This is a genomic window from Nocardia sp. NPDC006044 (genome assembly GCF_042871115.1).
Taxonomy (GTDB): domain Bacteria; phylum Actinomycetota; class Actinomycetes; order Mycobacteriales; family Mycobacteriaceae; genus Nocardia.
The window spans coordinates 110,483-133,866 of record NZ_JBIAID010000006.1 but is presented as its reverse complement, the minus strand read 5'-3'; the positions used below and the strand labels follow the sequence as shown (position 1 = coordinate 133,866).

Here is a 23,384-nt window from a genome sequence, read left to right as displayed (position 1 = left end):
AGCGAACCTATTCGGTGCCATCCGGAGGAATTTCGGGCAAGCCTTCACTTGCTCGCAACTTCTCCGCCATGGACGTGAGTAGGTTCTGAGATTCTTCGGACAGGTCGAACGCTCTACTCGACAGCCGTCGCAGTCCGTAGCCCTGCAGCTGGGACAGCAACTCCAGATCATGATCGATCTTGGCGGCATAGATGTCGTTGAAGAAGTAGTCCGGCTTGACCTTGAAGAACTTCGCCAGGGCGGCCACCGTCTCATCGGACGGGTTCGTCCGTTGTCCCGACCGCAACTGCGACAGGTACGGTTTCGAGATCGGATGTCCGGAGGCCGTCAGTGCAGCCGCAACCTCTGCGTTGGTGTGCGGCTTACGCCCCGGGGGATGCACGGTTTCGAACAGCTTGTTCAGCCGCGCCGCGAAATCAGCCATTGTGAGCCGCCCAATTCCCTTCGCTGTACTAACAGTCGTTATCTCGGATACGTATCATTGATATTAGCGGCTCAGTAACTGAAAACCTACGCCTGATTCCGGATTTCCTTGAAGCTTCTAGGTGCCGCTCCGGCGAAGGTACTGGGACCGTCGCGTTTGCGGGTCACCCCAACGGCTCTCGAGAAGCCGAGGTACGGACCGGTTCTGGCCCGTCGCGGAGGTCTTCCCCGACGCGGTCCTGATAGCGGAAAGATAGCTGACGTCTCATCTAGTTGCAAGTCGTGGCTGGCATGTGGCGTACGACACGTTTCCGGCCCTGGGGGATGAACGTTCAACAATCCGGTTTCCGGGGGTCGAAGGCCCTAAATCCGTTCGATGATGGTGCCTGTCGCCAATGCGCCACCGGCACACATCAGCACCATGGCGGTGCTGCGGCCGGTTCGCTCCAGCTCGTGCAAAGCCGTTGTGATGAGCCGGGATCCGGTCGAGCCCACCGGATGGCCGAGCGCGATCGCGCCGCCGTTGACGTTCACCCGGTCCATGTCCGGCTGATGCACCGAGGCCCAGGACAGCGCGACCGAGGCGAACGCCTCGTTGATTTCGAACAGATCGATGTCCGAGATGGTCATACCCGATCGCTCCAACAGGCGCGAGCACGCCTGAACCGGACCGTCCAGATGGAACGCCGGCTCCGAACCGACGAGCGCCTGGGTGACGATCCGCGCCCGCGGCCGCAATCCGGCTCGCTGCGCGGCCTTTTCGTCCATCAGCAGCACGGCGGCCGCGCCATCGGAGATCTGCGACGAACTGCCCGCTGTGTGGATGCCGCCGTCGAGGACCGGCTTCAGCTTGGCCAGTCCCTCGGCGGTCGTCTCGCGCAGGCCTTGGTCGCGGGACACGTCCAGCTTCTCGCCGGTCGGGTTTCCCTCCTTGTCCACGGCCGGCGCGGTCACGGTCAATACTTCGCGGTCGAAGCGGCCCTCGGCCCAGGCCTGCCCGGCCAGCCGCTGCGAGCGTGCGCCGAACGCGTCGACGTCGGCGCGAGTGATGCCGCGCCGCTTGGCAATCCGCTCCGCCGCCTCGAACTGATTGGGCAGGTCGATGTTCCAGGAGGCCGGCCTGCGCGGTCCGGCGTGCTCGCCGACGTTGGCGCCCAACGGGACTCGGCTCATCGCCTCGACGCCGCAGGCGACGCCGATGTCGATCGCGCCGGCCGCGATGAGCCCGGCGATGAGATGGTTGGCCTGCTGCGCCGAGCCGCACTGGGCGTCGATGGTGGTCGCGCCGACCTGCCAGGGCAGTCCGGCGTGCAGCCAGGCGACCCGGGTCACGTTGTTGGACTGCTCGCCCGCCTGGGTGACGCAGCCGCCGATGACCTGCTCGACCTGGGCCGGATCCAGGTGCGCGCGCTCGAGCAGTCCGCGCTGGGCCAGGCCGAGCAGCTCGGCCGCGTGCAGGCCGGACAGCCAGCCGCCGCGCTTGCCGATGGGGGTTCGAGCGGCCTCGACGATGACGGGTGTGCCCATGTCCAACCTTTCGTTTGATACAAAAATTGAAACGAGTTCAGGTAGCTCTGGGGCGGTTCTGTCCGGTTTCTTTCCTGATCCGGCCGCCTATGCTTCAATGATTATAGAACGTGTTTCAGTTTGTCGAAGGAGACATCTGGTGGTAGACCCTCGGAATATCCGGCCGAATCTGCCGGACGGATTCGACGTCACCGACCCCGGCATCTATGCCGAGCGGGTCCCGGTCGAGGAATTCGCCGAGCTGCGCCGGACCGCCCCGGTCTGGTGGAACCCACAGCCCGCCGAGGTCAGTGGTTTCCATGACGAGGGCTTCTGGGTGGTCAGCAAGCATGCCGACGTCAAAGAGGTGTCGCGGCGCGGCGAGGTGTTCTCCACCTACGAGAACACCGCCATCCCGCGGTTCAACGACGACATCACCCGCGAGCAGATCGAATTGCAGCGGTTCGTCCTGATCAACAAGGACGCACCCGAGCACACCAAGCTGCGCAAGATCATTTCACGCGGTTTCACCCCGCGGGCGATAAACGGTCTGCGCGCGGAACTTTCGGCGCGGGCGGAGTCGATCGTCAAGGCGGCCGCCGAGTCCGGCTCCGGTGATTTCGTCACGCAGATCGCGTGCGAACTGCCGCTGCAGGCGATCGCCGAACTGATCGGTGTTCCGCAGGAGGACCGGATGAAGGTCTTCACCTGGTCGAACGACATGACCGGGTACGACGACCCGGACAACGATGCGGACCCGGTGCTGGCGTCCGCCGAAATCCTCGGCTACGCATACCAAATGGCCGCGGCGCGCAAGGAATGCCCGGCCAACGATCTGGTGACCACGCTGATCGAGGCCGACCTCGACGGGGACAAACTCAGCGAGGAAGAGTTCGGCTTCTTCGTCATCATGCTGGCGGTGGCCGGGAACGAGACCACCCGCAACGCCATCACGCACGGCATGAACGCGTTCATGGAGCACCCGGAGCAGTGGGAGCTGTTCAAGAAGGAGCGTCCGGCCACCGCCGCCGACGAGATCATCCGCTGGGCCACCCCGGTCACCTCGTTCCAGCGGACCGCGCTGGAGGACACCGAACTCGGTGGTGTGCAGATCAAGAAGGGTCAGCGGGTGATCATGCTCTACCGTTCGGCCAACTTCGACGAGGACGTCTTCGAGCACCCGGAGAAGTTCGACATCATGCGGAAGAACAACCCGCACTTGGCCTTCGGCGGTACCGGCGCGCACTTCTGTGTCGGCGCCAACCTGGCCAGGCTGGAAGTCGAGCTGATCTTCAACGCGATCGCCGACCACCTGCCGGACATCACCAAGATCGGCGATCCGAAACGGCTGCGGTCCGGCTGGCTGAACGGGATCAAGGAGTTCCCGGTCGACTATCGGACGTGCCCGGTCGCGCACTGAGAGTCGCGCCGGCGCACCGAGCAACGGCAAAGGCCCTCGAACCGGTAGTCCCCACTTCCGGTTCGAGGGCCTTTCGCCGGTTGGTCCAGCTCAGCCGAGCTTCTTCGCGGTCGCCATCGCGCGGTCCACTTCCCAGAAGGCGCGCAGAGCGGCGATCTTGCCGGAATCGTCTACCCGGTAGGTGAATACGCCCTCGGCGTCGATCTGATGGCCGCCGAGCGTGCTGCGGATGGTGCCGGTGAACGCGATCTCGTTCCCGCAGGCGAACGAGTCGCCGAACCGGAACTCGATCAGTTCGGTCTGTGCGATCGCCTTGTCCCAGAACGCCGCGATCGCCTCCTTACCGCGATGTCCCTTGCCCTCGGGGTCGAAACCCGAAGGGCCGATGGGATCTTCGACGATGCCGTCCTCGGCGAACAGCGCGACCCACGCGTCTTTGTCCCTGGCCCGCACCGCGGCCTGCGAGGCGAGCCCGGCGGTCCGGGCCGGATGATCGGTGGTTGTCATGCAGAACCCTCCGCGACGATCGGATCTTCGATGTTCGCCGCGGCGAATCGGCGCAGCGAGTCCTGTTTGGCGGCGAGGTCGCCGTCGAAGCCGATGCCGTCGAAGAGCCAGGGGACCACGATGGCGTCGGTGACGCCCGCATTGGCCAGGTCCTGGTAACCGGAGCGGCCGAACCGGTCGATGCACACCGCCTGGATCTCGAACGGTGCCTCGCCGCGGCCGAATTCGGCGCGCAGCGCGTCCAGCTTGCCGATGGTGCGGCACAGCTCGTCGTAGGTCATCATCGCCGAGGTCCAGCCGTCGCCCACCCTGGCGGCGCGGCGCAGCGCCACCTCGGTATGCCCGCCGATATAGAACGGCACCGGCTCGGTCGGCGCGGGACTGACCTGGAGTTCGTCGAAATCGAAGAACTCGCCATGGAATTCGACCATGCCGCCGCCGAGGACCAACTTGATGACTTCGATCATCTCGTCGACCCGGGCGCCGCGCCGCGCGTACGGGACCCCGCACCACTCGAATTCCTCCGGAGCCCAGCCGATCCCGACGCCGAAGCCGAACCGGTTGCCGGACAGATTGGCCACCGAACCGACCTGCCGGGCCAGCAGCAGCGGATTGCGCGAACCGAGCTTGAGCACGTTGGTGTAGAACCGGATCCGGCTGGTCACCGCGGCCATTGCCGTCGCGCCGATCAGCGGATCGACCCAGGGGGTCTCCGGCCCCCAGAACCGGCTGCCGTCTGCGGTATACGGGTACTTCGCCGCGGCGGACTTCATATAGAACAGCGAGTCCGGCAGCGCGACCGACGAGAATCCGCACTCCTCAGCGGTTTTCGCCAGCTCCGGCAGCTGCTCCAGCGGGCTCAGCGCGATGCCGAGGGTGAACTGCAGCGGGCTCATCGCTTTTCCGACCCGACTACCCACATCGAGAAGTACTGGGAGCCACCGCCGTAGGCGTGGCCGAAGGCCTTGCGCGCTCCCTCGACCTGGTAGGCCCCGGCCCGGCCCATGACCTGCTTGGCCGCCTCGGCGAAGCGGATCAGCCCGGAGGCGCCGATCGGGTTGGAGGAGAGCACGCCGCCGGACGGGTTGACCGGAAGGATGCCGCCGATCTCGGTTTCGCCCTTGTCGGTGAGTTTCCAGCCGTCGCCCTGCGGCACGAAGCCGAGGTTCTCCAGCCACATCGGCTCGAACCAGGAGAACGGCACGTAGATCTCGGCCACGTCGATCTCGTTGAGCGGGTCGGTGATTCCGGCCGCCTGCCACAGCGCGGCGGCGGCGTCCTGGCCTGCCTGCGGGTTCACCTGATCGCGGCCGGCGAAGGTGGTCGGCTCGGTACGCATCGCGGTGCCGTGCACCCATGCGACCTTTTTGCCAGTGGCCTCGACCGCGGCCGCCGCCTCTTCGTCGCCGATCACCAGAGCGCACGCGCCGTCGGAGGACGGGCAGGTCTCGTCGAAACGGATGGGATCCCACAGCATCTGCGAGGCCAGCACCGATTCCAGCGTGATGTCGGGCTGTTTCAGGTGCGCCAGGGGGTTCTTCGCGCCGTTGCGGCGATCCTTGACCGCGACCATCGCGCCGATATGGCTCGGCGCGTTGGAGCGCCGGATGTAGGAGCGCACGTGCGGGGCGAAGTAGCCGCCGGCGCCCGCGCCGACCGGCATGGTGAACGGCACCGGAATCGACAACGCCCACATGGCATTCGACTCCGACTGCTTTTCCCAGGCGATCGCGAGCACCCGCTTGTGCACCCCCGCCTGCACCAGATTGGCGGCGACCACGCCGGTGGAGCCGCCGACCGAACCGGCGGTATGCACGCGCAACAGCGGTTTTCCGGTGGCGCCCAACGCATCCGCCAGATACAGCTCGGGCATCATCACGCCCTCGAACAGATCCGGCGCCTTGCCGACCACTACCGCATCGATATCGGCAATGGTGAGACCGGAGTCTTCGAGCGCGCGATCGATGGCTTCGCGGCACATGCCCGCCATCGATACATCGGTTCTTTTCGTCACGTGATGGGTTTGTCCGGTGCCGAGCACCGCGGCCGGGACACTCATCGGCTCGCCTCCGAATTCAGAACTGTCACAAGGTTTTGCTGCAACGCGGGCCCGCTGGTGGCATGGGCGAGGGCGCGATTCGCATCGCCCGCCATGATGGCCTTCGCGGCGAAACCGATGCGCTCCAGGCCGGCCGAGAACATCGGGTTCGCGGCGAGCGCGCCGCCCGATGGGTTCACCCTGGTGCCGTTCTTCAGGCCGATCGCCTCGGCCAGAATCAGCTGTTGATGACTGAACGGCGCGTGCAGCTCGGCGAGGTCGAACGTGCTGTCGCCGCCGGTAACCGCCTGCGCCGCAGCCGAAGTCGACGGCGAGACGGTCAGGTCGCGCGCGCCGAGCACCGGGGTGTCCACCCGGTGCGCGATGCCGGTGATCCAGGCCGGGCGCTCGCAGAGTTCGCGCGCCCGGTCGCCGACCGCGAGCACGATCGCGGCCGCGCCGTCGGTGATCGGCGCGACGTCGTGCGCGCGCAGCGGGTCCGCGACATAGGGTGCATCGAGCAGGCTTTCGACATCGCCGCCGTCACCCGCGGCCACCGCCGCCATATCGCGTTCGGTCCAGCGACCCGCGTCGAGCCCGGCCCTGGCCTGCAGGCCCGCGATGGACCAGGCGTCCGGCCACAGCGGAGTCACCAGATACGGATCGAGCTGCATGGTGAGCACCTGACGCAGCGTGCCCGCCGAGGACTTGCCGAATCCGTACACCAGCGCGGTCGTCGCCTGTCCCGAGCGCAGTTTCACCCACGCCTCGTACAGCGCCCAGGCGGCGTCCATCTCCACGTGCGACTCGTTGATCGGCGGCACCGCGCCGATCGCGTCGATCGCCGAGATGAACGAAAAAGCGCGTCCGGCAAGGTAATCGGAGGAGCCGGAGCACCAGAAGTCGATGTCGGACTTGGTGATGCCGAGCTGACTGTAGAGCTGCTGGAAGCAGGGCACCAGCATCTCCACACCATTGGTGGTGCCGAAGGTCTCCGGCACGTGCGGCGCGTGAGCGAAACCCACGACCGCGATGTCGTTGTCAGTCAACGTGCGCCTCTCAGAGGTGATGCTTGTAGGTGTCGTACTCGGCGTCGGGCTCGCCGGAGGGACGGAAGTGGTCCACGTTCTCCAGGCCGAAGCCCCACTCCTCGCGCGGCTTCCACACCGCTTCCACCCGCATGCCCATCCGCACTTCGCTTGCCTCGCAACCGAGTACGAGGTGCAGCACCGGGATGTCCGCGCCGTCCAGCAGCACATAGGCGGCGACGTAGGGCGGCTTGATCCGCTGACCGAGGAACGGCACGTTCACGATGCAGAACGTGGTGACCGTGCCGCGGTCGGGCAGTTCGACGACCTCGTCGGTGGGCCTGCCGTCGGTCGGGTTGGCGCCGCGCGGCGGGAAGTACACCTTGCCCGCGGCGTCGGTGCGCCCGCCGAGCAGCTTGCCCTCGGCGAGTCCGCGCAGGTAGACGGTCTCCTGCGGCGAGGCGGTGTGCTTGTAGCTCAGGTCCACCGGCGTGGTGATCACCGTGACCGGTTCGCCGTCGGCCGCGGCCACGGCCGCCTCGGATTCCTCGCCCGGCACGAACGAGGCGATGTCGTGGATGCTGCCGGTGGTCTCCGCGGCCCACTTGACCCGCACGCGCAGGCCGGTATGGATGTCCTCGGGTGCGGCGACATCGACCGCGTGCAGCAGCGTGGTGTCCGCGCCGTCCAGCCGGATCAACGCCCAGGCGAACGGCCGGTCGAACGGCTGGCCAGGCAACGGCTCGCGCACCCAGGTCCAGGTTTCGACGGTGCCGGTTTCGGCGACATCGACGAACTCGGTCAGCGGTTCGGCGGTCACCGGATCGTATTCCGGCGGCGGCACCAGCACTCGCCCGTCCGAGCCGCGCACCCCGACGAGCTTGCGGGCGCGCAGATTGGTCAGAAAATTGCCGATCGTCGGTCCGGTGGACCGGGTGTAGTCGAATCGCACCCGAAGGGGCGCGCTGAGCACATCGGGCACGGTATTCAAATCCGACCCTCTCCCATCCGCGATTACGCCGGATGCAGTATTCCCCTGAGTCACAATGTCGAGTAGAACAGGTTCTTATTCTGCTGGCAAGCAGTTGGCTCGGAAAGGGTGTTCCATGAAGTTCGGACTGCAACTCGGGTACTGGATGGCGCAGCCGCCGCGGAATGCGGGGGGGTTGGTGGTCGCGGCCGAGGAGGCCGGGTTCGACGCGGTCTTCGCCGCGGAATCGTGGGGATCGGACGCGTTCGGCCCGCTGACCTGGTGGGGATCGTCGACCGAGCGGGTGCGCCTCGGTACGTCCGTGGTGCAGATGTCGGCCCGCACGCCGGCCGCGACCGCGATGCACGCGCTCACGCTCGATCATCTCAGCGGCGGCCGGGCGATCCTCGGGCTCGGGGTGTCCGGGCCGCAGGTGGTGGAGGGCTGGTACGGGCAGCCGTTCGCCAAGCCGTTGCAGCGCACCCGGGAATACGTCGGGATCGTCCGGCGCATCCTCGAGCGCGAGGCGCCGGTCACCAACGACGGGCCGAACTACCCGCTGCCCTACACCGGCCCGGGATCGACCGGACTCGGCAAGCCGCTCAAGCCGATCGTGCATCCGCTACGTGCGGATTTGCCGATCTGGCTCGGCGCGGAAGGGCCGAAGAACGTGGCCCTGACCGCGGAAATCGCCGACGGCTGGCTGGCCATCTACTACGCCCCGCGGCTGGCGAACATGTACAACGACTGGCTGGACGAGGGGTTCGCCCGGGCCGGCGCGCGCCGCTCGCGCGCGGACTTCGAGATCGCGGCGAGCTGCCAGGTGGTGATCACCGACGACCCGGCGAGCGAGCTGGAGAAGATGCGCTGGATCATGTCGCTCTACATCGGCGGCATGGGTGCGCCGGAACAGAATTTCCACGCGCAGGTCTATCGGCGGATGGGTTACGAGCGCGAGGTCGACGAGATCGGCAGGCTGTTCCTGGCGGGCAAGAAGGCCGAGGCCGCGGCCGTGGTGCCGGACGAGATGATTCTGGATACCGCGATCGTCGGCGACGAGGAGCACGTCCGCAAGCAACTCGGGGTCTGGTCGGCGGCCGGCGTCACCATGATGTTGGTGTCGGCTCCGGATGTCGAACAATTACGTCGGCTCGCACCCCTTGTCGATATGTAGAACACGTTCTAGATTCAATAAGATGACGACGCAGGAGTCAGTAGAAATTCTCGGTCTCTGGAACATCGCCGAAGCCGAACCCGATCGGATCGCCATGGTCGATCCGGTGGGCCGGGAGGTGACATATCGCGAATTGGCCACGCTGGCCAATCGCTATGCCACCGGCCTGCGCGGGCTCGGCCTGGAAACGGGCGACGTGCTGGTGAGCATGGTGCACAACTGCGTCGAGGCGATCGCCGCCTACTTCGCGGCGTACCAGGCCGGGCTGTACATCGTCGCGGTGAACTGGCATCTCACCGGCCCGGAGGTCGCCTACATCCTGCAGGACAGCGAGGCGAAGGCGTTCCTGGTCAGCGATCGGTTCGCGGCCACCGGGAAGGCCGCCGCCGACGAGGCGAATCTGCCTGCTTCGGCGCGCTTTTCGGTCGGTGAGATCGAGGGCTTCAAGTCGGTGGCCTGGCTCGGCGCGGCGGACACCGGGCGCCCGTCCGATCGCAGCACCGGCGCGCCGATGCTCTATACGTCCGGAACCACGGGGCGGCCCAAGGGTGTTCGCCGTCCGCTGACCGGCGCCGACCCGGATGTGGTGCCGCCGCATACGACGGCGTTCTTCGGCCTGTTCGACCTGGCGCCGTACGACAACCACGTGCACATCTGTGGCTCGCCGCTTTATCACACCGCGGTGCTGAATTACGCGACCATCTCGATTCAGCTGGGGCACAAACTCATACTCATGGATCGCTGGGACGCCGAGGACATGCTGCGGCTGATCGACAAGTACCGGGTGACGCACAGCCACATGGTGCCCACCCAGTTCCATCGGCTGCTCGCGCTGCCCGAAGAGGTGCGGGCCAAGTACGACGTGTCCTCGTTGCGCAGCATGATTCACGGCGCCGCGCCGTGCCCGCCGGAAACCAAGCGGAAGATGCTGGAGTGGTGGGGCCCGACGGTCACCGAGTACTACGCGGCCACCGAGGGTGGCGGCACGGTGATCAACGGGACCGAGTGGTTGCAGAAGCCCGGCTCGGTCGGCAAGGCGTGGCCGTGGTCGGTGATCAAGGTGCTCAGCGAGGAGGACGGCTCCGAACTGCCCGCCGGCGAGCCTGGCCTGGTCTACATGCGCATGGGCGCTTCGAGTTTCGAATACCACCACGACAAGGCCAAGACCGAGGATTCGCGCGTCGGCGACCTGTTCACCGTGGGCGACATCGGCCACCTCGACGAGGACGGGTATCTCTACCTGCACGATCGCCGCTCCGACCTGATCCTGTCCGGCGGCGTGAACATCTACCCGGCCGAGATCGAGAACGTGCTGGTCACCCATCCGAAGGTCGCCGATGTCGCGGTGTTCGGTATCCCGCACCCGGATTGGGGCGCCGAGGTCAAGGCCGTGGTGCAGCCCGCCGAGGGCATCGAGGGCGGCGACGAACTCACCGCCGAGCTACTGGCCTTCGCCGCAACACAATTGGCGAAGTACAAGATGCCGAAGTCGGTGGACTATCTGGCCGAGCTGCCGCGTGACCCGAACGGAAAGCTGTACAAGCGCAAGCTGCGCGAGCGGTACGTGCCCGCGTCGTAGGACCGTCGAAGGCGACCTCCGGACCGTGGAGGTCGCCTTCGCTGTGCCGTCAGACCGGTTCGCGCAGTTCCGGGGGCAGGCCGAAGAGGGGGAACAGCTTCTCGGTGTCGAGGAAGAAGCACATGTTCGACACCGCGCCGCCGTCCAGCTCGAGCACGATGACCGACCAGGGGATCCAGACGCCGGGCTCGTCGCCGGGCTTGTACTGGCCGAACGCGGGCTCGCCGTTGGCGCCCTCCAGCCGGATCATGCGGGAATTACGGCAAGCGCTGCCGTGACCGAGCATGAACGCGGTGACGTCGGCCGGGCCGGAGACCCAGAACTCGAGCGGCGGCATGGACAGCGACACATCGGTTTTCAGCAGCGTGGTGAGGGCGTCCATATCGTAGGCCTCGAACGCCTCGACGAAGTTGTCGATCAGCTTGCGCTGATCCTCGTTCGACTCGTCGTAGGTATCCGTGGCGGCCGGCTGCACCTTCGACATGGTGGCCCTGGCCCGTTGCAGCGCGCTGTTGACCGACGCGGGGGACATGGTGAGCGCCTCGGCGGTCTCGTTGGCGGAGAACCGCAGCACCTCGCGCATGATCAGGATCGCGCGCTGGGTCGCGGGCAGGTGCTGACAGGCCGCGACGAACGCCAGACGCAGGGTGTCCTTGGCCGAGGCGTGGTCGGCCGGGTCGGCGCCGAAGGCCAGCGCGTTCGGGATCGGCTCGATCCAGACGTAATCCGGCTGGGGCGCGGGTAGCGGCGAATCCGGTCGCGACGGTCCGGACAGGTCCATCGGCCTGGCCCGGCGCTGCGGTCCGTCGAGCATGTCGAGGCAGACGTTGGTGGTGATTCGATACAGCCAGGAGCGCAGGCTCGCGCGGCCCTCGAACGAGTCGTAGGACTTCCACGCGCGGGTGAAGGTCTCCTGGACGGCATCCTCGGCCTCGAAGGACGAGCCGAGCATGCGGTAAGCGTAAGCGCACAATTCCCGGCGGTGTTTCTCGAAGGATTCGAGCACGTCGGGAGCGAGGCCGGCGGTCTGGCCGGACAAGTCGTTCATGGGTGTCACCCTGCCACAGCCCACCGACACATTCGAGACCCAAAAGTCCGCTACCAGCACCATCAAGATCATCGGGCGGCCCGCCGCAGTGGGTGCGGTCACACCGTGTGGGCGAGCGATTAGTTCGGCCGCCGGGATTCGTCTCTATTGATGCGCAACTAAACAGGCGGACTACGAAAAGGTGCCCGACATGACCAGCCGGATGATTTTTCTCAACCTACCCGTCGCCGAGCTGAATCGGTCGAAGGATTTCTACGAGGCACTCGGCTGGAAGGTCAACCAGGAGTTCACCGACGACAACGCGGCCTGCATCGTCATCGACGACAACATCTGCCTCATGCTGCTGACCACCCAGTTCTTCACCACCTTCTGCCGGCGCGAGGTCGCCGACACCGGCGAGAAGGTCGGCGCCACTTACGGATTGGCGCTGACCAGCGCCGCGGAGGTGGACGCGCTCGCGACCGCCGCGCTCGCCGCGGGCGGCACCGAGGAGATCAACGCGGACAAACGCGCGCAGGAGGAGCAGGTCGGCATGTACAGCCGCAGCTTCCTGGATCCGGACGGCCATCAGTGGGAGCCGTTCTGGATGGATTACACCGGCTGAGTCCTCGGCAAGCGCCGCCCCCGGTACCGGAAGGCGCCGGGGGCGGCTGTTCGTCAGCTGCCGGTAAACGTCGGCTTGCGCTTCTCCGCGAAGGCCTTCGGACCCTCTTTGGCATCGGTCGACCGGAAGACGGCCATGCCGAGCTTCGCGTCGATCTGGAAGGCCTCTTCCTCGTGCATGCCCTCGGTGTCCCGGATGGTGCGCAGGATGGCCTGCACCGCCAGCGGGCCGTTCGCGGCGATCAGCGCGGCCAGCTCGAGCGCCTTGTCCAGCGCGCCGCCGTCCGGCACCACATGCCCGATCAGCCCGATTTCCTTGGCCTCGGCGGCGGTGACGTGCCTGCCGGTCAGCAAGATGTCGGCGGCCACGGTGTACGGAATCTGCCGGACCAGGCGCACCGCGGACCCGCCGAGCGGGAACAGTCCCCAGCGGGCCTCGGACACACCGAATTTCGCGCTTTCGCCGGCCACCCGGATGTCGGTGCCCTGCAGGATCTCGGTGCCGCCCGCGATGGCCGCGCCCTCGACCGCCGCGATCAGCGGCTTGGTCAGCCTGCGGCCCTTGAGCAGCGCCTCGATCTTGGACAGGTCCCAGCCGCCGCCCGCGAACGAATCGCCGGGGTGCTGGGCCGTCATCGCCTTGAGGTCCGCGCCCGCGCAGAACGCGCCGCCGGCGCCGGTCAGGATCGCCACCCGGATGTCCGGATCGCTGTCCACCTGGTCCCAGGCATCCCGCATGATCGCCATCATTTCCGCCGACAGCGCATTGCGCGCCTCGGGGCGATTCATCGTCACGATGAGGACATGGTCGCGCTTCTCGACGAGGCAGTGTGGCATTGACGAATCTCCTGACGTTCGCACCCTTGCCAGGAACAGTAACACGTTCTATTTTTAGCCTGTGAGCTACAACATAGCGGACCTTGTCGAACACTCCATCGACCTGATGCCCGACCGCGTCGCGCTCGCTGACGACGGCCGCGAGGTGACCTACGCACAGCTGGAGGAGCGTGCCAACAAGTTGGCTCACTACCTGCTCGAACACGGTGTCAAGCCGGGTGACAAGGTAGGCATCTACTCGCGCAACACGATCGAGGCCGTCGAGGCGATGGTCGCGGTGTTCAAGGCGCGCGCGGTGATGATCAACGTGAACTTCCGATACGTCGAGAACGAGTTGCAATATATCTTCGACAATTCGGACATGGTCGCGCTGATCCACGAGCGCCGCTACAGCGATCGGGTGGCCGCGGTCCGGCCGAAGACACCGCTGCTGAAGACGGTTCTCGTCGTCGACGACGATACGACCGGGACGATCCCGACCGCAGCGGATTCGGTGGAATACGAGACGGCGCTCGCGCAGTCCTCGGGCGAGCGGGACTTCGGTGAGCGTTCCCCTGACGACATCTTCATGCTCTACACCGGCGGCACCACCGGCCTGCCGAAGGGCGTGATGTGGCGGCACGAGGACTGGTGGCGGGTGCTCGGCGGCGGCATCAACTTCATCACCGGCGAGCCGATCGAGGACGAGTGGCAGCAGTCCAAGGTGGGCGCGGCCAACAACCCGAGCATGGTCCGGTTCCCGATTCCGCCGATGATCCACGGCGGTTCGCAGACCGCGACCTTCCACAGCCTGTTCGACGGCGGCAAGGCCGTGATGCTGCCCGAGTTCAGCGGGCACGGCGTGTGGCAGGCGATCGACCGGCACAAGATCAACCTGATCTTCATCACCGGCGACGCGATGGCGCGGCCGATGCTGGACGCGCTGATCGAGGGCAACCCGGAAACCGGTCAGCCCTATGATCTTTCGAGCCTGTACGTGATGGCCAGCAGCGCGGCGCTGTTCTCGCCCGCGCTCAAGGACCAGTTCCTGGAGTTGCTGCCGAACCGGATGATCTCCGATTCCATCGGCTCCTCGGAGACCGGATTCGGTGGCCTGTCCATCGTGGCCAAGGGCGTCAACCACACCGGCGGGCCGCGGGTGAAGATCGACGGCTCCACCGAGGTGCTCGACGAGGACGGGAACCCGGTGCGGCCGGGTTCGGGCGTGGTCGGAATTCTGGCCCGGCGCGGGCACATTCCGCTCGGCTACTACAAGGACGAGGCGAAGACCGCCGCGACGTTCAAGGAGTACAACGGAATTCGCTATGCCATCCCCGGCGACTACGCCCGGGTCGAGGAGGACGGCACGGTCACCATGCTCGGCCGCGGTTCGGTCAGCATCAACAGCGGCGGCGAGAAGATCTACCCCGAAGAGGTCGAGGGCGCGCTGAAGACGCACCCGGAGATCTTCGACGCCCTGGTGGTCGGCGTCGAGGACGAACGCTGGGGTCAGCGCGTCGCCGCGGTCGTGCAGTGCCGTGGCGAAAACCGGCCCACCATCGATGATCTGCGCCCTTTCCTCACCAAGGAGATCGCCCCCTACAAGCTGCCCCGCAGCCTCTGGTTCGTCGACGAGATCAAGCGCTCCCCGGCGGGCAAGCCCGACTATCGTTGGGCCAAGGCACAGACCGAGGAGCGTGCCGCCGACGAGCACTCCGAGGCGAGCCGCAAGTAGGTCCATCGGAAACAGGGGGAAATCGACAGTGGATGTCCGCTTCGGGTACTTCGAGGCGACCGCGCACGGCTTCGAGCCGTTGCCGTTCGCCGCGAGTGCCTGGTCGCCCACGATGATCAACGGGCCCGCGGTCTGTGGACTGATGGCCAGAGCGCTGGAACAGCAGCACTGTTCGGCGGGTTTCGTTCCCGCCCGGCTGACCGTAGACCTGTTCCGGCCCACCCTGGCCAAACCGGTGACCGTGGTGACGGAACTGGTCCGGGACGGCAGGCGGATCCGCGTCGCCGACGCCGCGCTGATGCAGGACGGCGTCGACGTCGCCAGGGCGACCGTCGTCTTTCTCAAGCGCTCGATCCAGCCGCCCGGACAGGTGTGGACGCGCACGGAGCTTCCGCAGCCGCCGTCCGTGCCGGTCGCCACCGAGGTCACGCGCCCGCTCTTCGGCAGTGACGCACACGCCGACGGCTGGTCCGCCGCGATCGGCGAACACCAGAACGACAGCCGAAAGCGCATGTGGCAGGTGCCGCTACCGGTGCTGGAAGGCGAACCGCCCTCACCCTTCGTCGGTGCCGTGGTGCTCGGCGAGGCCACCAGCCTGATGACCAACTGGGGCAGCGCCGGCGTCGGCTTCATCAACACCGACATGACCCTGGCACTGGCGCGCACCCCGGTCGGCTCCGAGATCGGCGTCGAAGCCGACAGTCACCTCAGCGCCGACGGCGTCGCCGTCGGCAGCGCAACCCTGTTCGACCGAACCGGCCCCTTCGGCACCTGCGTAGTCACCGCCCTGTCCAACGCCGAACGCCAGGTCGACTTCACCGACGGCGACCTTTCCCTCGCGAAAGCCGTTATCCAGTAACACCTTTCGCGTATGTCGGAGTTCCAGATACGTTCGATTCCGGCGGTGCCGGGCCTCCTCTAGCGCCGACGGTCGGTCTGCCGGGGATGTCCGGTACCGGCAAGCGTCAGATAAAGAGTGCGTTCCGCGTCATCGATGGCGTACCAGATTCGGCCACCGCCCGTGATCTCGTACTGCCATTGTTCGAGTTCGTTGCCACCCAGCTTGATCGACTTCAGGTCGTATTTGAGTCGGTGTTGCCGGGATGGATTCGCGACGCTGCGTGGGTCGCTGGTGATCTCGACCCAAGCGCGATCAAGGTTGCCTGGTGCCTGGGCAAGCAATTCGGCCCATCCGCGTCCGGCATTGAGGTTGTGTACGACCACCCGCCAAGGTCGCGGCCGGGGAACTTCTTCACCTTTGCGCAGCTTCATTTGCCACCGCCGGGGCGGACCACCTCGGTGAAGTCGTCGCGGTCGAAGGTGCCGGTTAGGCGCTCGACCAGTTCTGGCTGGGCGTAGATCTCGGCGGTGTGTTGCCATGCGACGAGGTCGCGGGCGAATGGGGTGAACAGGCCGGTGTCGGCGCCGGCGATCAAATGCTCCAGTAGTTCCTTGACCGCCTCGGTGCGTCCGGTTTCCGGCAGCCACCTCAACCAGGGCAGCTCCTCCGAGAAGACTTCCTCGGCCATGCTCCGGTTCGTCCTTGCGATGATCGCGATGGCCCGGGCCAGCAGGCGGATCGCGGTTTCCTTTGCTTCGAATCGCTCGGACCGCGACAGCACCAGATTCTCGGCGTCGCGGCGCTCGAGAATCACGTCGGCATCGTCGAGCGCCGGGAACACCGAGGTCTGCTTGCGAACCAGGTCGCTGAAGGGGAAGGACTTCGAGCTCATGCCAGCCATCTTACGGGAAGTGCTGAAGTAGTTCAGTGATCTTTTGCCCAACGATTGGCGAGTTCGGAGATGCTGACCACCTGGCCCAACCGGATGCCTCCTCGGGTGCCATCGTCAGGTCAGCGGTTGGCGAGTTCGGCCAGGCGGTAGGCGAGGGCGTTGCGGACGTTGGGGATTCGGGTGAGGGTGGACATGGCGAGGTTGCGGAGGGCGCGGGCGGGGCGGGGGGTGAGGGTGGCCATGCGGGTCATGCGGTCGGTGAAGGCGACTACGTCGAGGGCGATCGGGCGCCTGGTGGTTTCGTAGGTGTCGAGCAGGGTGTCCGGCTCGCCGGCGAGGACTCGGGCGAGCAGTGGGCCGAGGGTGGCGGCGTCTTGGATTCCGGTGTTCATGCCCTGGCCGCCTGCCGGGCTGTGTACGTGGGCGGCGTCGCCGGCCAGGAGGATCCGGCCGGCGCGGTAGTGGTCGGCGACGCGGTGGTGGACGCGGAAGCGTGAACTCCACAGCACCTCACGGACTTTGATGTCGCTGCCGGGGCCGCGGGTGTCGAGGATGGTCTGGATGTCGTCGCGGGTGGGGTGTTCGGGAGCCTCGTCGACGGTGGCGACCACGCGGTAGCGGTTCGGCTCGGATTCGTCGGGCAGGGGAGCGACGACGGTGACACCCTCCGGTGAAAGATGCAGTGCCACTTCGTCACGGGCGATCGGCCAGTCCATGCGGACGTCGGCGAGGACGAAGGAGGCGGGGTAGGTGTCGCCGGTGAATCCGATGCCCGCCTGCTCGCGGACGACGCTGTGCATGCCGTCGGCGCCGATGACGTAGTCGGCGCGCAGGGTACCGGTGGTGCCTGCGGCGTCGGTGTATTCCACAGTGACGCCGTTGTTTTCGTCGGCGACCCGGGTCACCTGATACGGCCGGTGGACGTCGCCGCCCGCCTTGCGCAGCCGCGCGAGCAGCACCGCCTCGGTAGTGTCCTGCGGCGCCATGAGGGTGTACGGGTACCGGGTCGGCAGGCTGTCGAATCGGATGGTGGCCAGGGTGCGGGCGCCGTCGTGCACCGTGAATCGCGGCACCACAAGGCCTTTGGCGACGAGTTCCTCGGCGATGCCGAGTTCGTGCAGGACCTCGAGGGTCCTGGCGTGCACGACGGCGGCGCGAGAGGTGTTGGCGCCCTCGGCGAGACGGTCGAGCAGGACGAAGTCGACTCCGGCGTCGGCCAGGGTGATCGCGGCGGTCAAGCCTGCGGGGCCCGCGCCGACGATCACGACGGAGGTGGTGTCCGGGAGCGGGTTCTGGATGGTGTTCATTCGAACTCCTGACGGTCAACAACTGTAGGCCAACGCCTGTTGGCATAACCGTAGCCTGGTGCGCGTTGCAAAGTCAACAGTTGTTGGCCTACATTCGTTGGCATGACGATCGAGCCTGATCAACAGCCTGCGCGCCGCTCCGACGCCACGCGCGCGGCGATCCTGGACGCCGCCCGTACCCGGTTCGCCGCCGAGGGATACGGCAAGGCGACCATTCGCGCCATCGCGGGGGACGCGGCCATCGACCCGTCCATGGTCATGCGCTACTTCGGCAGCAAGGACGGACTGTTCGCCGCCGCGGTCGACATCGATCTGGCGCTGCCCGATCTCGCCGCCGCCGACGAGGGCGAGGTCGGCGAACTACTGATCCGCCGTTTCCTCGCCCTCTGGGAAGAGCCGCCGGGCAACGCCGTTCTGCTGACCTTGCTGCGCTCGTCCATCACCGACGAAGCCGTCACCGAACGCTTCCGCAATGTCTTCGCCCAGCAGGTCTTGCCCGCCGTCCTGCGCTTCGGCGATCCCGCCGACGGCCCCCGCCGCAGCGGACTGGTCGTCACCCAGCTTCTCGGCATAGCGCTCTGCCGCTACATCCTGCGCATCCCTCCGGTCGTCGCGTTCACCCGCGACGAGCTCATCGCCGACATCGCGCCGACCCTTCAGCACTACCTGACTTCGACCGCTCCGAGCTGACTTCGACTGGCTGAACGCGACCGGCTCGATCCTGGACCGGCCGGCGGCTAGCTGGCGCTGACCCACTCGACCTTGGTCGCGGTCGTGCCGAACGCGACCGCGCTGGCCGCGAGGGCATTGTTCTCCGCGGTCGCGGCGGCGTTGGCGAGCGCGATATCGGTCGGTGTCGCCGCGGCCTTGTCGGCGGCCCGCTTCGCCACCGCCGCGGTCAGCTGGACGTCCTTCGGTGGGTGCGGCAGCTTTTCAATGCTGATGAGGGCGGCGGTCGCGGCCTTGGCCGCCACTACCGTCGCCTTCTGTGCGGCAGGCAGGAACGGCCGGAACTGGATGAATTGGGCGGTGTCGTGCGGCTGGATCTCCACGTCGGCCGGGTCGCTCGGCGCGGTTCCCGGCTCATTGGTGGTGACGGTGGCCACCGCCGCGAGCGCGGATGCGCCGCGTGCCTTGGCGCTGGCGGCGCGGGCGCCCGCCTGCGTGATCAACGCGGTGAGGTCTGCCGCCGGTATCGCGGTCTCGGTACCCTGCCCGTTGGCCGGAGCGTCGGGGCGGGCGTCGGCCGCTGGACTGGCACCGGCGACGGCCAGGAGGCCGAGCACGGCGACCGAGATGCGGGCGAGGGCGGAACGTACGGCTGGAATAGCGTCCTCCGGAATATTCGATGCGCGGTGCGCACGTCGGTGTCACGCGGGCTGTTGCCCGGGACATGCCCGATATTCGGTGCCGGCACGTGCGCGGATGGCTTCGTTCTTCGGCCGCTGCCGATCCGGTGCGCGGCGGGTTGCCGACGCAAATAGCTTTGCCCGCAGTGCAATTGCCGACGCGCCGCTCGCGTCGGCACAACAAAAAACGCCCCGCCGGCACCAGCGGGGCGTTCTTGTTCGGAACAGATCAGGACGGTCCGGCCGCCAGCAGCGCGCCGAGCGCGCGAAGGTGGTCGGTCCCGCCGCCGAGCGCGAACTCGTTGTGTTTGGCGGCGGTGAAGTAGTTGTGCACGATGTGATCTCGGTCGATGCCGACGCCGCCGTGGATGTGAACGACGGTGTGCGCCACGCGGTGACCCGCGTCGGCGGCCCAGAACTTGGCCGTGTGCACGGCCTCCCCGCTCGGCAGATCCTCGGAGATCTGCCAGGCAGCCTGGGTGACGGCCAGCCGCAGGCCCTGAACATCGATGTAGGCATCGGAGAGGCGCTGTGCCACGGCCTGGAAGCTGCCCACCGCCTTGCCGAATTGCTCACGCTCGCGGGCATATTCGGCGACCAATTCGAGGGCGCGCTCCAAGGTGCCGAGCTGTAGGGCGCTGAGCCCGAGCCAGGCGCGGGTGAGCAGCCAGTCGAGGATCTCGGCGCCTTGCGCGACGGTGCCGACCAATTCGGCGGGCGCGTCGGTGAGTTCGATCGCGTACTCCGGCGTGTGGTCGACCACCTCCTGTGCGGTGACCGTCACCACCGACGGATCGACGAGGAATACCGCGGCCGCCCCGGAAACCGTGGCCGGCACCAGGATTCGGTCGGCCCGCCCGGCGAACGGCACCGTGATCTTGGCGCCGGTCAGCCGCCAGCCGCCGTCCGCCTCGACGGCGGTGGTCGTGGGCTCGGTGGGCTCCCAGTTGCGCGCTTCGCTGAGCGCGGCGGTCAGGATCACCTCTCCGGCGCCCGCCCGCGTGGCCCGATCCTGTTGTGCCGCATCGCCGAACCGGGCCAGTGCTCCGGCACCGACCACGATCGACCACAGATACGGCACCGCCGCCAGATGCTTGCCGAGCTCACGCAGCACCGCGGTCTGTTCGAGCACGCCGAAGTCGTTGCCGCCGACAGTCTCCGGCAGCGCCGCCGCGAGCACGCCGGTCTCGGCCAGCGATCCCCACAGCGTCTCGTCGAATCGTTCGGTCGCGGTGTCGAGTTCGCGCAGCCGATCGGCGGTGACGAGCTTGCCGCATACCTCGCCGGTCAACCGGCCCAGATCGAGCTGTGCCTCGGTTGGCCTGAAATCCATGTCTGCTACCTGCTTTCTGGTGGTGCGAGCACAGCTCAGCGCGCCGCGGCGGGCTGCTTGAGGGCGGTCATGGCGATGATGTCGCGCTGCACCTCGTTGGTGCCGCCGCCGAAGGTGAGGATCAGGGCCGCCCGGTGCATCCGTTCGAGCCGGCCGCGCAGTGCTTCGCCGTGCGAGTCCTGGCGCAGATACGCCTGCGGGCCGAGGACTTCCATGAGCAGCCGGTACGCCTCGGTGGCCAGTTCGGTGCCGTACACCTTGCAGGTGGAGGCATCCCACGGCCGCGGCGCCGCGTCACCGCCCGCGTCGGCCCGGCTGGCGATCTCCCAGTTGAGCAGCTTCAGGTACTCGACCTTGGCGTACACCCGGGCCAGGTTGAGCTGCACCCATTCCTGGTCGATCACCCGGGAGCCGTTGCTCGCCTTGGTGTTGCGCGCCCATTCGACGGTCTGGCTCACTGCGAGACCGAGCGGCCCGGCCGAGGTCAACGCGACGCGCTCGTGGTTGAGCTGGTTGGTGATCAGCGACCAGCCGCCGTTCTCCTGGCCGACGAGCGCGCTCGCGGGCACCCGGACGTCCTGGTAGTAGGTGGCGCTGGTGTCCGGCCCGGCCATGGTGTGCACGGGCGTCCAGGAGAACCCCTCGGCCGTGGTCGGCACGATGAGCATGCTGATGCCCTTGTGCTTCTTGACGTTCGGGTCGGTGCGCACCGCGAGCCAGATGTAGTCGGCGTACGCGATCAGGCTGGTCCACATCTTCTGACCGTTGATCACGTAGTCGTCGCCGTCGCGCACCGCGCTGGTACGCAGGCTGGCCAGGTCGGTGCCCGCGCCGGGTTCGGAGTAGCCGATCGCGAAGTGCAGCTCACCGGCCGCGATCTTGGGCAGGAAGAAGCGCTTCTGCTCCTCGCTGCCGTAGTGCATGATCGTCGGCGCGACCGAGTTGATGGTCAGGAACGGCACCGGCGCGCCGGCGATCGCGGCCTCGTCGGTGAAGATCAGCTGATCCATGGTCGGCCGGTCCTGGCCGCCGAACTCCTTCGGCCAGGCCAGGGTCAGCCAGCCGTCGCGGCCCATCTCCTGCACGACCTCGCGGTAGACGTTGCCCTGGCCGTACTCGCCGGTCTGCGCGCTGAGCGCAGCCCGGCGCTCGGGGGTGATGAGTCGCGCGAAGTAGTCGCGCAACTCCGCGCGTAGCTCCTCCTGCTGCGGCGTGTACGCAATGCGCATGGCAAATACCTCAGGCCTTCGTCGATGTGGGTTCACCCGATCATTGCATATGGACTGAAACATGTTCCAGTATTGAGGGTGAATCGGGCCGATGCCGCCACCCGCGGCGGCGCCGGCTTGTTAGGCTTCGGCAAGGATCGCGGTAAAGGAGTTCTCATGAAGGTCAGCGTCGATCTGGACCAGTGCGAGGCGAACGGAATCTGTGTCGGAATCGCCCCCGACGTGTTCGAACTCGATGATGACGACCAGCTGCACATCCTCGCGGCCGATGTCCCCGCCGACCGGCTGGCCGACGTCGAGGACGCGGTGGCGCAGTGCCCGAAAGCCGCGCTGCGGCTCCAGTGACGCCGACCCTTGCCATAGAATGGAACACGTTCTAGGGTCGGGCTCGTGATTGATGTGAGTCTTGCGGGGCGGGTGGCGATTGTTACGGGAGCCGGCGCGGGGCTGGGGCGGGCAGAGGCGCTCGCACTGGCGGCGGCCGGCGCCTCGGTGGTGGTGAACGACCTGTCGGAATCCGACGCGGTGACCGACACCCTGTCGGAGATCCGCGCGCTCGGCGCCAAGGCCGAATTCGTCGCGGGCAGCATCGCCGAACGGGCGACCGCGGACGCGTTGATCCGCACCGCCGACGAAGCCTTCGGCAGCGTCGACATCGTGGTGAACAACGCGGGCATCACCAGGGACCGGATGCTGTTCAACATGACCGACGAGGACTTCGACGCCGTTGTCGCGGTCCACCTGCGCGGTCATTTCCTGTTGTCCCGCAACGCCGCAACGTACTGGCGCGGTAAGTCGAAGGCGGCCGGCGCGCCGGTCTACGGCAGACTGATCAATACGTCCTCCGAGGCCGGCCTGCTCGGCCCGGAGGGGCAGGCCAACTACGGCGCGGCCAAGGCGGGCATCACCGCGCTGACCCTGTCCGCCGCGCGGGCGCTGTCCCGGTATGGCGTGCGCGCCAACGCGATCGCGCCCCGCGCGCGCACCGCGATGACCGAGTCCGTGTTCAGCGCCGCGCCCGAGGGTGAGGTGGATCCACTCTCGCCCGATCATGTGGCCAGGCTGGTCGCCTACCTCGCCTCGCCCGCCGCCGATTCGGTGAGCGGTCAGCTCTTCGTGGTCTACGGCGGCATGGTGGCGCTGATGGCCGCCCCCGTCGTCGAGCAACGATTCGACGCCACCGGTGGGCAATGGTCCGCCGACGACCTCGCCGCGACCCTCGGCGGCTATTTCGCCGAACGCCCTGCCGGGCAAACATTCTCGGCCTCGGCGCTGCTCGATCTCGGCTGAGCCTCGTTCGGTGGAACTCCTCCGGCGAATCGTGCCGATCGAGGACTGACATCTGCAAGACCCGCTGACAATGAACTGCTGATCAGCCGTCCAGCTGTTGATCAAGGGTCGGGCAGTTGGTAGACATTGGAGTGTGAGATGTGTGCCGCCTCACAAAGGTGGGATCAATCTCCTGGCACTCGTTCCACATTCATATGCCGATGCAAAGAAAAAGTGCAGTTCAAAAGTGTCAAACATCTTCCGGCGACGCAGTGAACGTGTTCTAATCGTGGAGGCGGTGCGGCCTCGGTGAAGAA

24 protein-coding genes are annotated in these 23,384 nt (G+C 66.9%); 9 read left to right on the top strand and 15 right to left on the bottom strand.

All coding sequences use genetic code 11. The features are described 5' to 3' along the window. Positions 1–7: 7 nt before the first annotated feature. Together ACFYO1_RS39890 and ACFYO1_RS39885 are read right to left on the bottom strand one after the other, a co-directional pair. Positions 8–424, bottom strand: coding sequence for a helix-turn-helix domain-containing protein (locus ACFYO1_RS39890; protein ID WP_011207048.1), 417 nt, complete (start codon positions 422–424; stop codon positions 8–10). Positions 425–786: 362 nt separating this feature from the next. Continuing rightward, positions 787–1,950 (bottom strand): steroid 3-ketoacyl-CoA thiolase, encoded by a 1,164-nt coding sequence (locus ACFYO1_RS39885; RefSeq protein WP_387243521.1) that lies wholly within the window; start codon positions 1,948–1,950, stop codon positions 787–789. Between the two features lie 139 nt (positions 1,951–2,089). On the opposite strand from ACFYO1_RS39885, the gene ACFYO1_RS39880 reads away from it, so the two are divergent. Then, entirely contained in the window at positions 2,090–3,349 is a 1,260-nt protein-coding gene (locus tag ACFYO1_RS39880; protein ID WP_387243519.1) for a cytochrome P450, read from the top strand. Positions 3,350–3,439: 90 nt separating this feature from the next. Here ACFYO1_RS39880 and ACFYO1_RS39875 read toward each other — a convergent pair whose 3' ends face one another. Genes ACFYO1_RS39875 through ACFYO1_RS39855 form a run of 5 tightly spaced genes read right to left on the bottom strand, consistent with a single transcriptional unit; the run spans position 3,440 to position 7,895 of the window. Then, positions 3,440–3,856 carry a nuclear transport factor 2 family protein gene (locus ACFYO1_RS39875; protein ID WP_387243516.1) on the bottom strand — a complete coding sequence of 139 codons (417 nt, stop codon included), beginning with the start codon at positions 3,854–3,856 and terminating at the stop codon, positions 3,440–3,442. Next, the gene (locus ACFYO1_RS39870) at positions 3,853–4,743 is read right to left on the bottom strand and encodes a TIGR03619 family F420-dependent LLM class oxidoreductase (protein WP_387244097.1); all 891 of its coding nucleotides are present in this window, start codon (positions 4,741–4,743) and stop codon (positions 3,853–3,855) included. Before ACFYO1_RS39870 ends, ACFYO1_RS39875 begins: the two co-directional genes overlap by 4 nt. A 5-nt stretch (positions 4,744–4,748) precedes the next feature. Further along, positions 4,749–5,915 carry a thiolase domain-containing protein gene (locus ACFYO1_RS39865; protein WP_387243513.1) on the bottom strand — a complete coding sequence of 389 codons (1,167 nt, stop codon included), beginning with the start codon at positions 5,913–5,915 and terminating at the stop codon, positions 4,749–4,751. After that, positions 5,912–6,943 (bottom strand): thiolase domain-containing protein, encoded by a 1,032-nt coding sequence (locus ACFYO1_RS39860; protein ID WP_387243510.1) that lies wholly within the window; start codon positions 6,941–6,943, stop codon positions 5,912–5,914. The genes ACFYO1_RS39865 and ACFYO1_RS39860 overlap by 4 nt, the downstream gene beginning before the upstream one ends. 10 nt (positions 6,944–6,953) lie before the next feature. Further along, complete coding sequence (locus ACFYO1_RS39855) at positions 6,954–7,895, bottom strand: Zn-ribbon domain-containing OB-fold protein (protein WP_387243507.1); 942 nt, start codon at positions 7,893–7,895, stop codon at positions 6,954–6,956. A 133-nt stretch (positions 7,896–8,028) separates the two neighbouring features. On the opposite strand from ACFYO1_RS39855, the gene ACFYO1_RS39850 reads away from it, so the two are divergent. Then, on the top strand, positions 8,029–9,066 hold the full coding sequence (locus ACFYO1_RS39850; RefSeq protein ID WP_387243505.1) for an LLM class F420-dependent oxidoreductase: 1,038 nt from the start codon (positions 8,029–8,031) through the stop codon (positions 9,064–9,066). A gap of 22 nt (positions 9,067–9,088) precedes the next feature. Beyond that, positions 9,089–10,645: an acyl-CoA synthetase gene (locus ACFYO1_RS39845; protein ID WP_387243502.1), complete on the top strand. Its 1,557-nt coding sequence runs from the start codon at positions 9,089–9,091 to the stop codon at positions 10,643–10,645. A 49-nt stretch (positions 10,646–10,694) separates the two neighbouring features. Here ACFYO1_RS39845 and ACFYO1_RS39840 read toward each other — a convergent pair whose 3' ends face one another. Then, on the bottom strand, positions 10,695–11,693 hold the full coding sequence (locus ACFYO1_RS39840; RefSeq protein ID WP_387243499.1) for a sigma-70 family RNA polymerase sigma factor: 999 nt from the start codon (positions 11,691–11,693) through the stop codon (positions 10,695–10,697). A gap of 190 nt (positions 11,694–11,883) precedes the next feature. Here ACFYO1_RS39840 and ACFYO1_RS39835 point away from each other — a divergent pair, with 190 nt between their 5' ends. Then, entirely contained in the window at positions 11,884–12,297 is a 414-nt protein-coding gene (locus tag ACFYO1_RS39835; RefSeq protein ID WP_387243496.1) for a VOC family protein, read from the top strand. Positions 12,298–12,350: 53 nt separating this feature from the next. Here ACFYO1_RS39835 and ACFYO1_RS39830 read toward each other — a convergent pair whose 3' ends face one another. Continuing rightward, complete coding sequence (locus ACFYO1_RS39830; RefSeq protein ID WP_387243493.1) at positions 12,351–13,133, bottom strand: crotonase/enoyl-CoA hydratase family protein; 783 nt, start codon at positions 13,131–13,133, stop codon at positions 12,351–12,353. Between the two features lie 61 nt (positions 13,134–13,194). Here ACFYO1_RS39830 and ACFYO1_RS39825 point away from each other — a divergent pair, with 61 nt between their 5' ends. Both ACFYO1_RS39825 and ACFYO1_RS39820 read left to right on the top strand, forming a co-directional pair. Further along, positions 13,195–14,847 carry an acyl-CoA synthetase gene (locus ACFYO1_RS39825; RefSeq protein ID WP_387243490.1) on the top strand — a complete coding sequence of 551 codons (1,653 nt, stop codon included), beginning with the start codon at positions 13,195–13,197 and terminating at the stop codon, positions 14,845–14,847. Between the two features lie 28 nt (positions 14,848–14,875). Beyond that, complete coding sequence (locus ACFYO1_RS39820; RefSeq protein ID WP_387243487.1) at positions 14,876–15,706, top strand: thioesterase family protein; 831 nt, start codon at positions 14,876–14,878, stop codon at positions 15,704–15,706. Positions 15,707–15,765: 59 nt separating this feature from the next. Here the strand turns inward: ACFYO1_RS39820 and ACFYO1_RS39815 are convergent, their stop codons facing one another. The 3 genes from ACFYO1_RS39815 to ACFYO1_RS39805 all read right to left on the bottom strand — a co-directional run bounded on the left by ACFYO1_RS39815 (position 15,766) and on the right by ACFYO1_RS39805 (position 17,887). Beyond that, on the bottom strand, positions 15,766–16,119 hold the full coding sequence (locus ACFYO1_RS39815) for a hypothetical protein (protein ID WP_387243484.1): 354 nt from the start codon (positions 16,117–16,119) through the stop codon (positions 15,766–15,768). Next, a complete protein-coding gene (locus ACFYO1_RS39810; RefSeq protein WP_387243481.1) occupies positions 16,116–16,580 on the bottom strand; it encodes a hypothetical protein in 465 nt (154 codons plus the stop codon). The genes ACFYO1_RS39815 and ACFYO1_RS39810 overlap by 4 nt, the downstream gene beginning before the upstream one ends. Before the next feature lie 119 nt (positions 16,581–16,699). After that, the gene (locus ACFYO1_RS39805) at positions 16,700–17,887 is read right to left on the bottom strand and encodes an FAD-dependent monooxygenase (protein ID WP_387243478.1); all 1,188 of its coding nucleotides are present in this window, start codon (positions 17,885–17,887) and stop codon (positions 16,700–16,702) included. Positions 17,888–17,989: 102 nt separating this feature from the next. Between ACFYO1_RS39805 and ACFYO1_RS39800 the strand changes: the two genes are divergently transcribed. Beyond that, positions 17,990–18,577: a TetR/AcrR family transcriptional regulator gene (locus ACFYO1_RS39800; RefSeq protein ID WP_387243475.1), complete on the top strand. Its 588-nt coding sequence runs from the start codon at positions 17,990–17,992 to the stop codon at positions 18,575–18,577. 47 nt (positions 18,578–18,624) lie between these two features. On the opposite strand, the gene ACFYO1_RS39795 is transcribed toward ACFYO1_RS39800, so the two are convergent. The 3 genes from ACFYO1_RS39795 to ACFYO1_RS39785 form a co-directional block, all read right to left on the bottom strand. After that, positions 18,625–19,173: a hypothetical protein gene (locus ACFYO1_RS39795; protein ID WP_387243472.1), complete on the bottom strand. Its 549-nt coding sequence runs from the start codon at positions 19,171–19,173 to the stop codon at positions 18,625–18,627. Between the two features lie 292 nt (positions 19,174–19,465). Further along, on the bottom strand, positions 19,466–20,569 hold the full coding sequence (locus ACFYO1_RS39790) for an acyl-CoA dehydrogenase family protein (protein WP_387243469.1): 1,104 nt from the start codon (positions 20,567–20,569) through the stop codon (positions 19,466–19,468). Positions 20,570–20,604: 35 nt separating this feature from the next. Beyond that, positions 20,605–21,798 carry an acyl-CoA dehydrogenase family protein gene (locus tag ACFYO1_RS39785; RefSeq protein ID WP_150403810.1) on the bottom strand — a complete coding sequence of 398 codons (1,194 nt, stop codon included), beginning with the start codon at positions 21,796–21,798 and terminating at the stop codon, positions 20,605–20,607. A gap of 156 nt (positions 21,799–21,954) precedes the next feature. Here ACFYO1_RS39785 and ACFYO1_RS39780 point away from each other — a divergent pair, with 156 nt between their 5' ends. Together ACFYO1_RS39780 and ACFYO1_RS39775 are read left to right on the top strand one after the other, a co-directional pair. Then, positions 21,955–22,143, top strand: a complete 189-nt coding sequence (locus tag ACFYO1_RS39780) for a ferredoxin (RefSeq protein WP_150403811.1) — start codon at positions 21,955–21,957, stop codon at positions 22,141–22,143. A gap of 45 nt (positions 22,144–22,188) precedes the next feature. Next, on the top strand, positions 22,189–23,088 hold the full coding sequence (locus ACFYO1_RS39775; protein WP_387243465.1) for a 3-oxoacyl-ACP reductase: 900 nt from the start codon (positions 22,189–22,191) through the stop codon (positions 23,086–23,088). Positions 23,089–23,384: the final 296 nt, after the last annotated feature.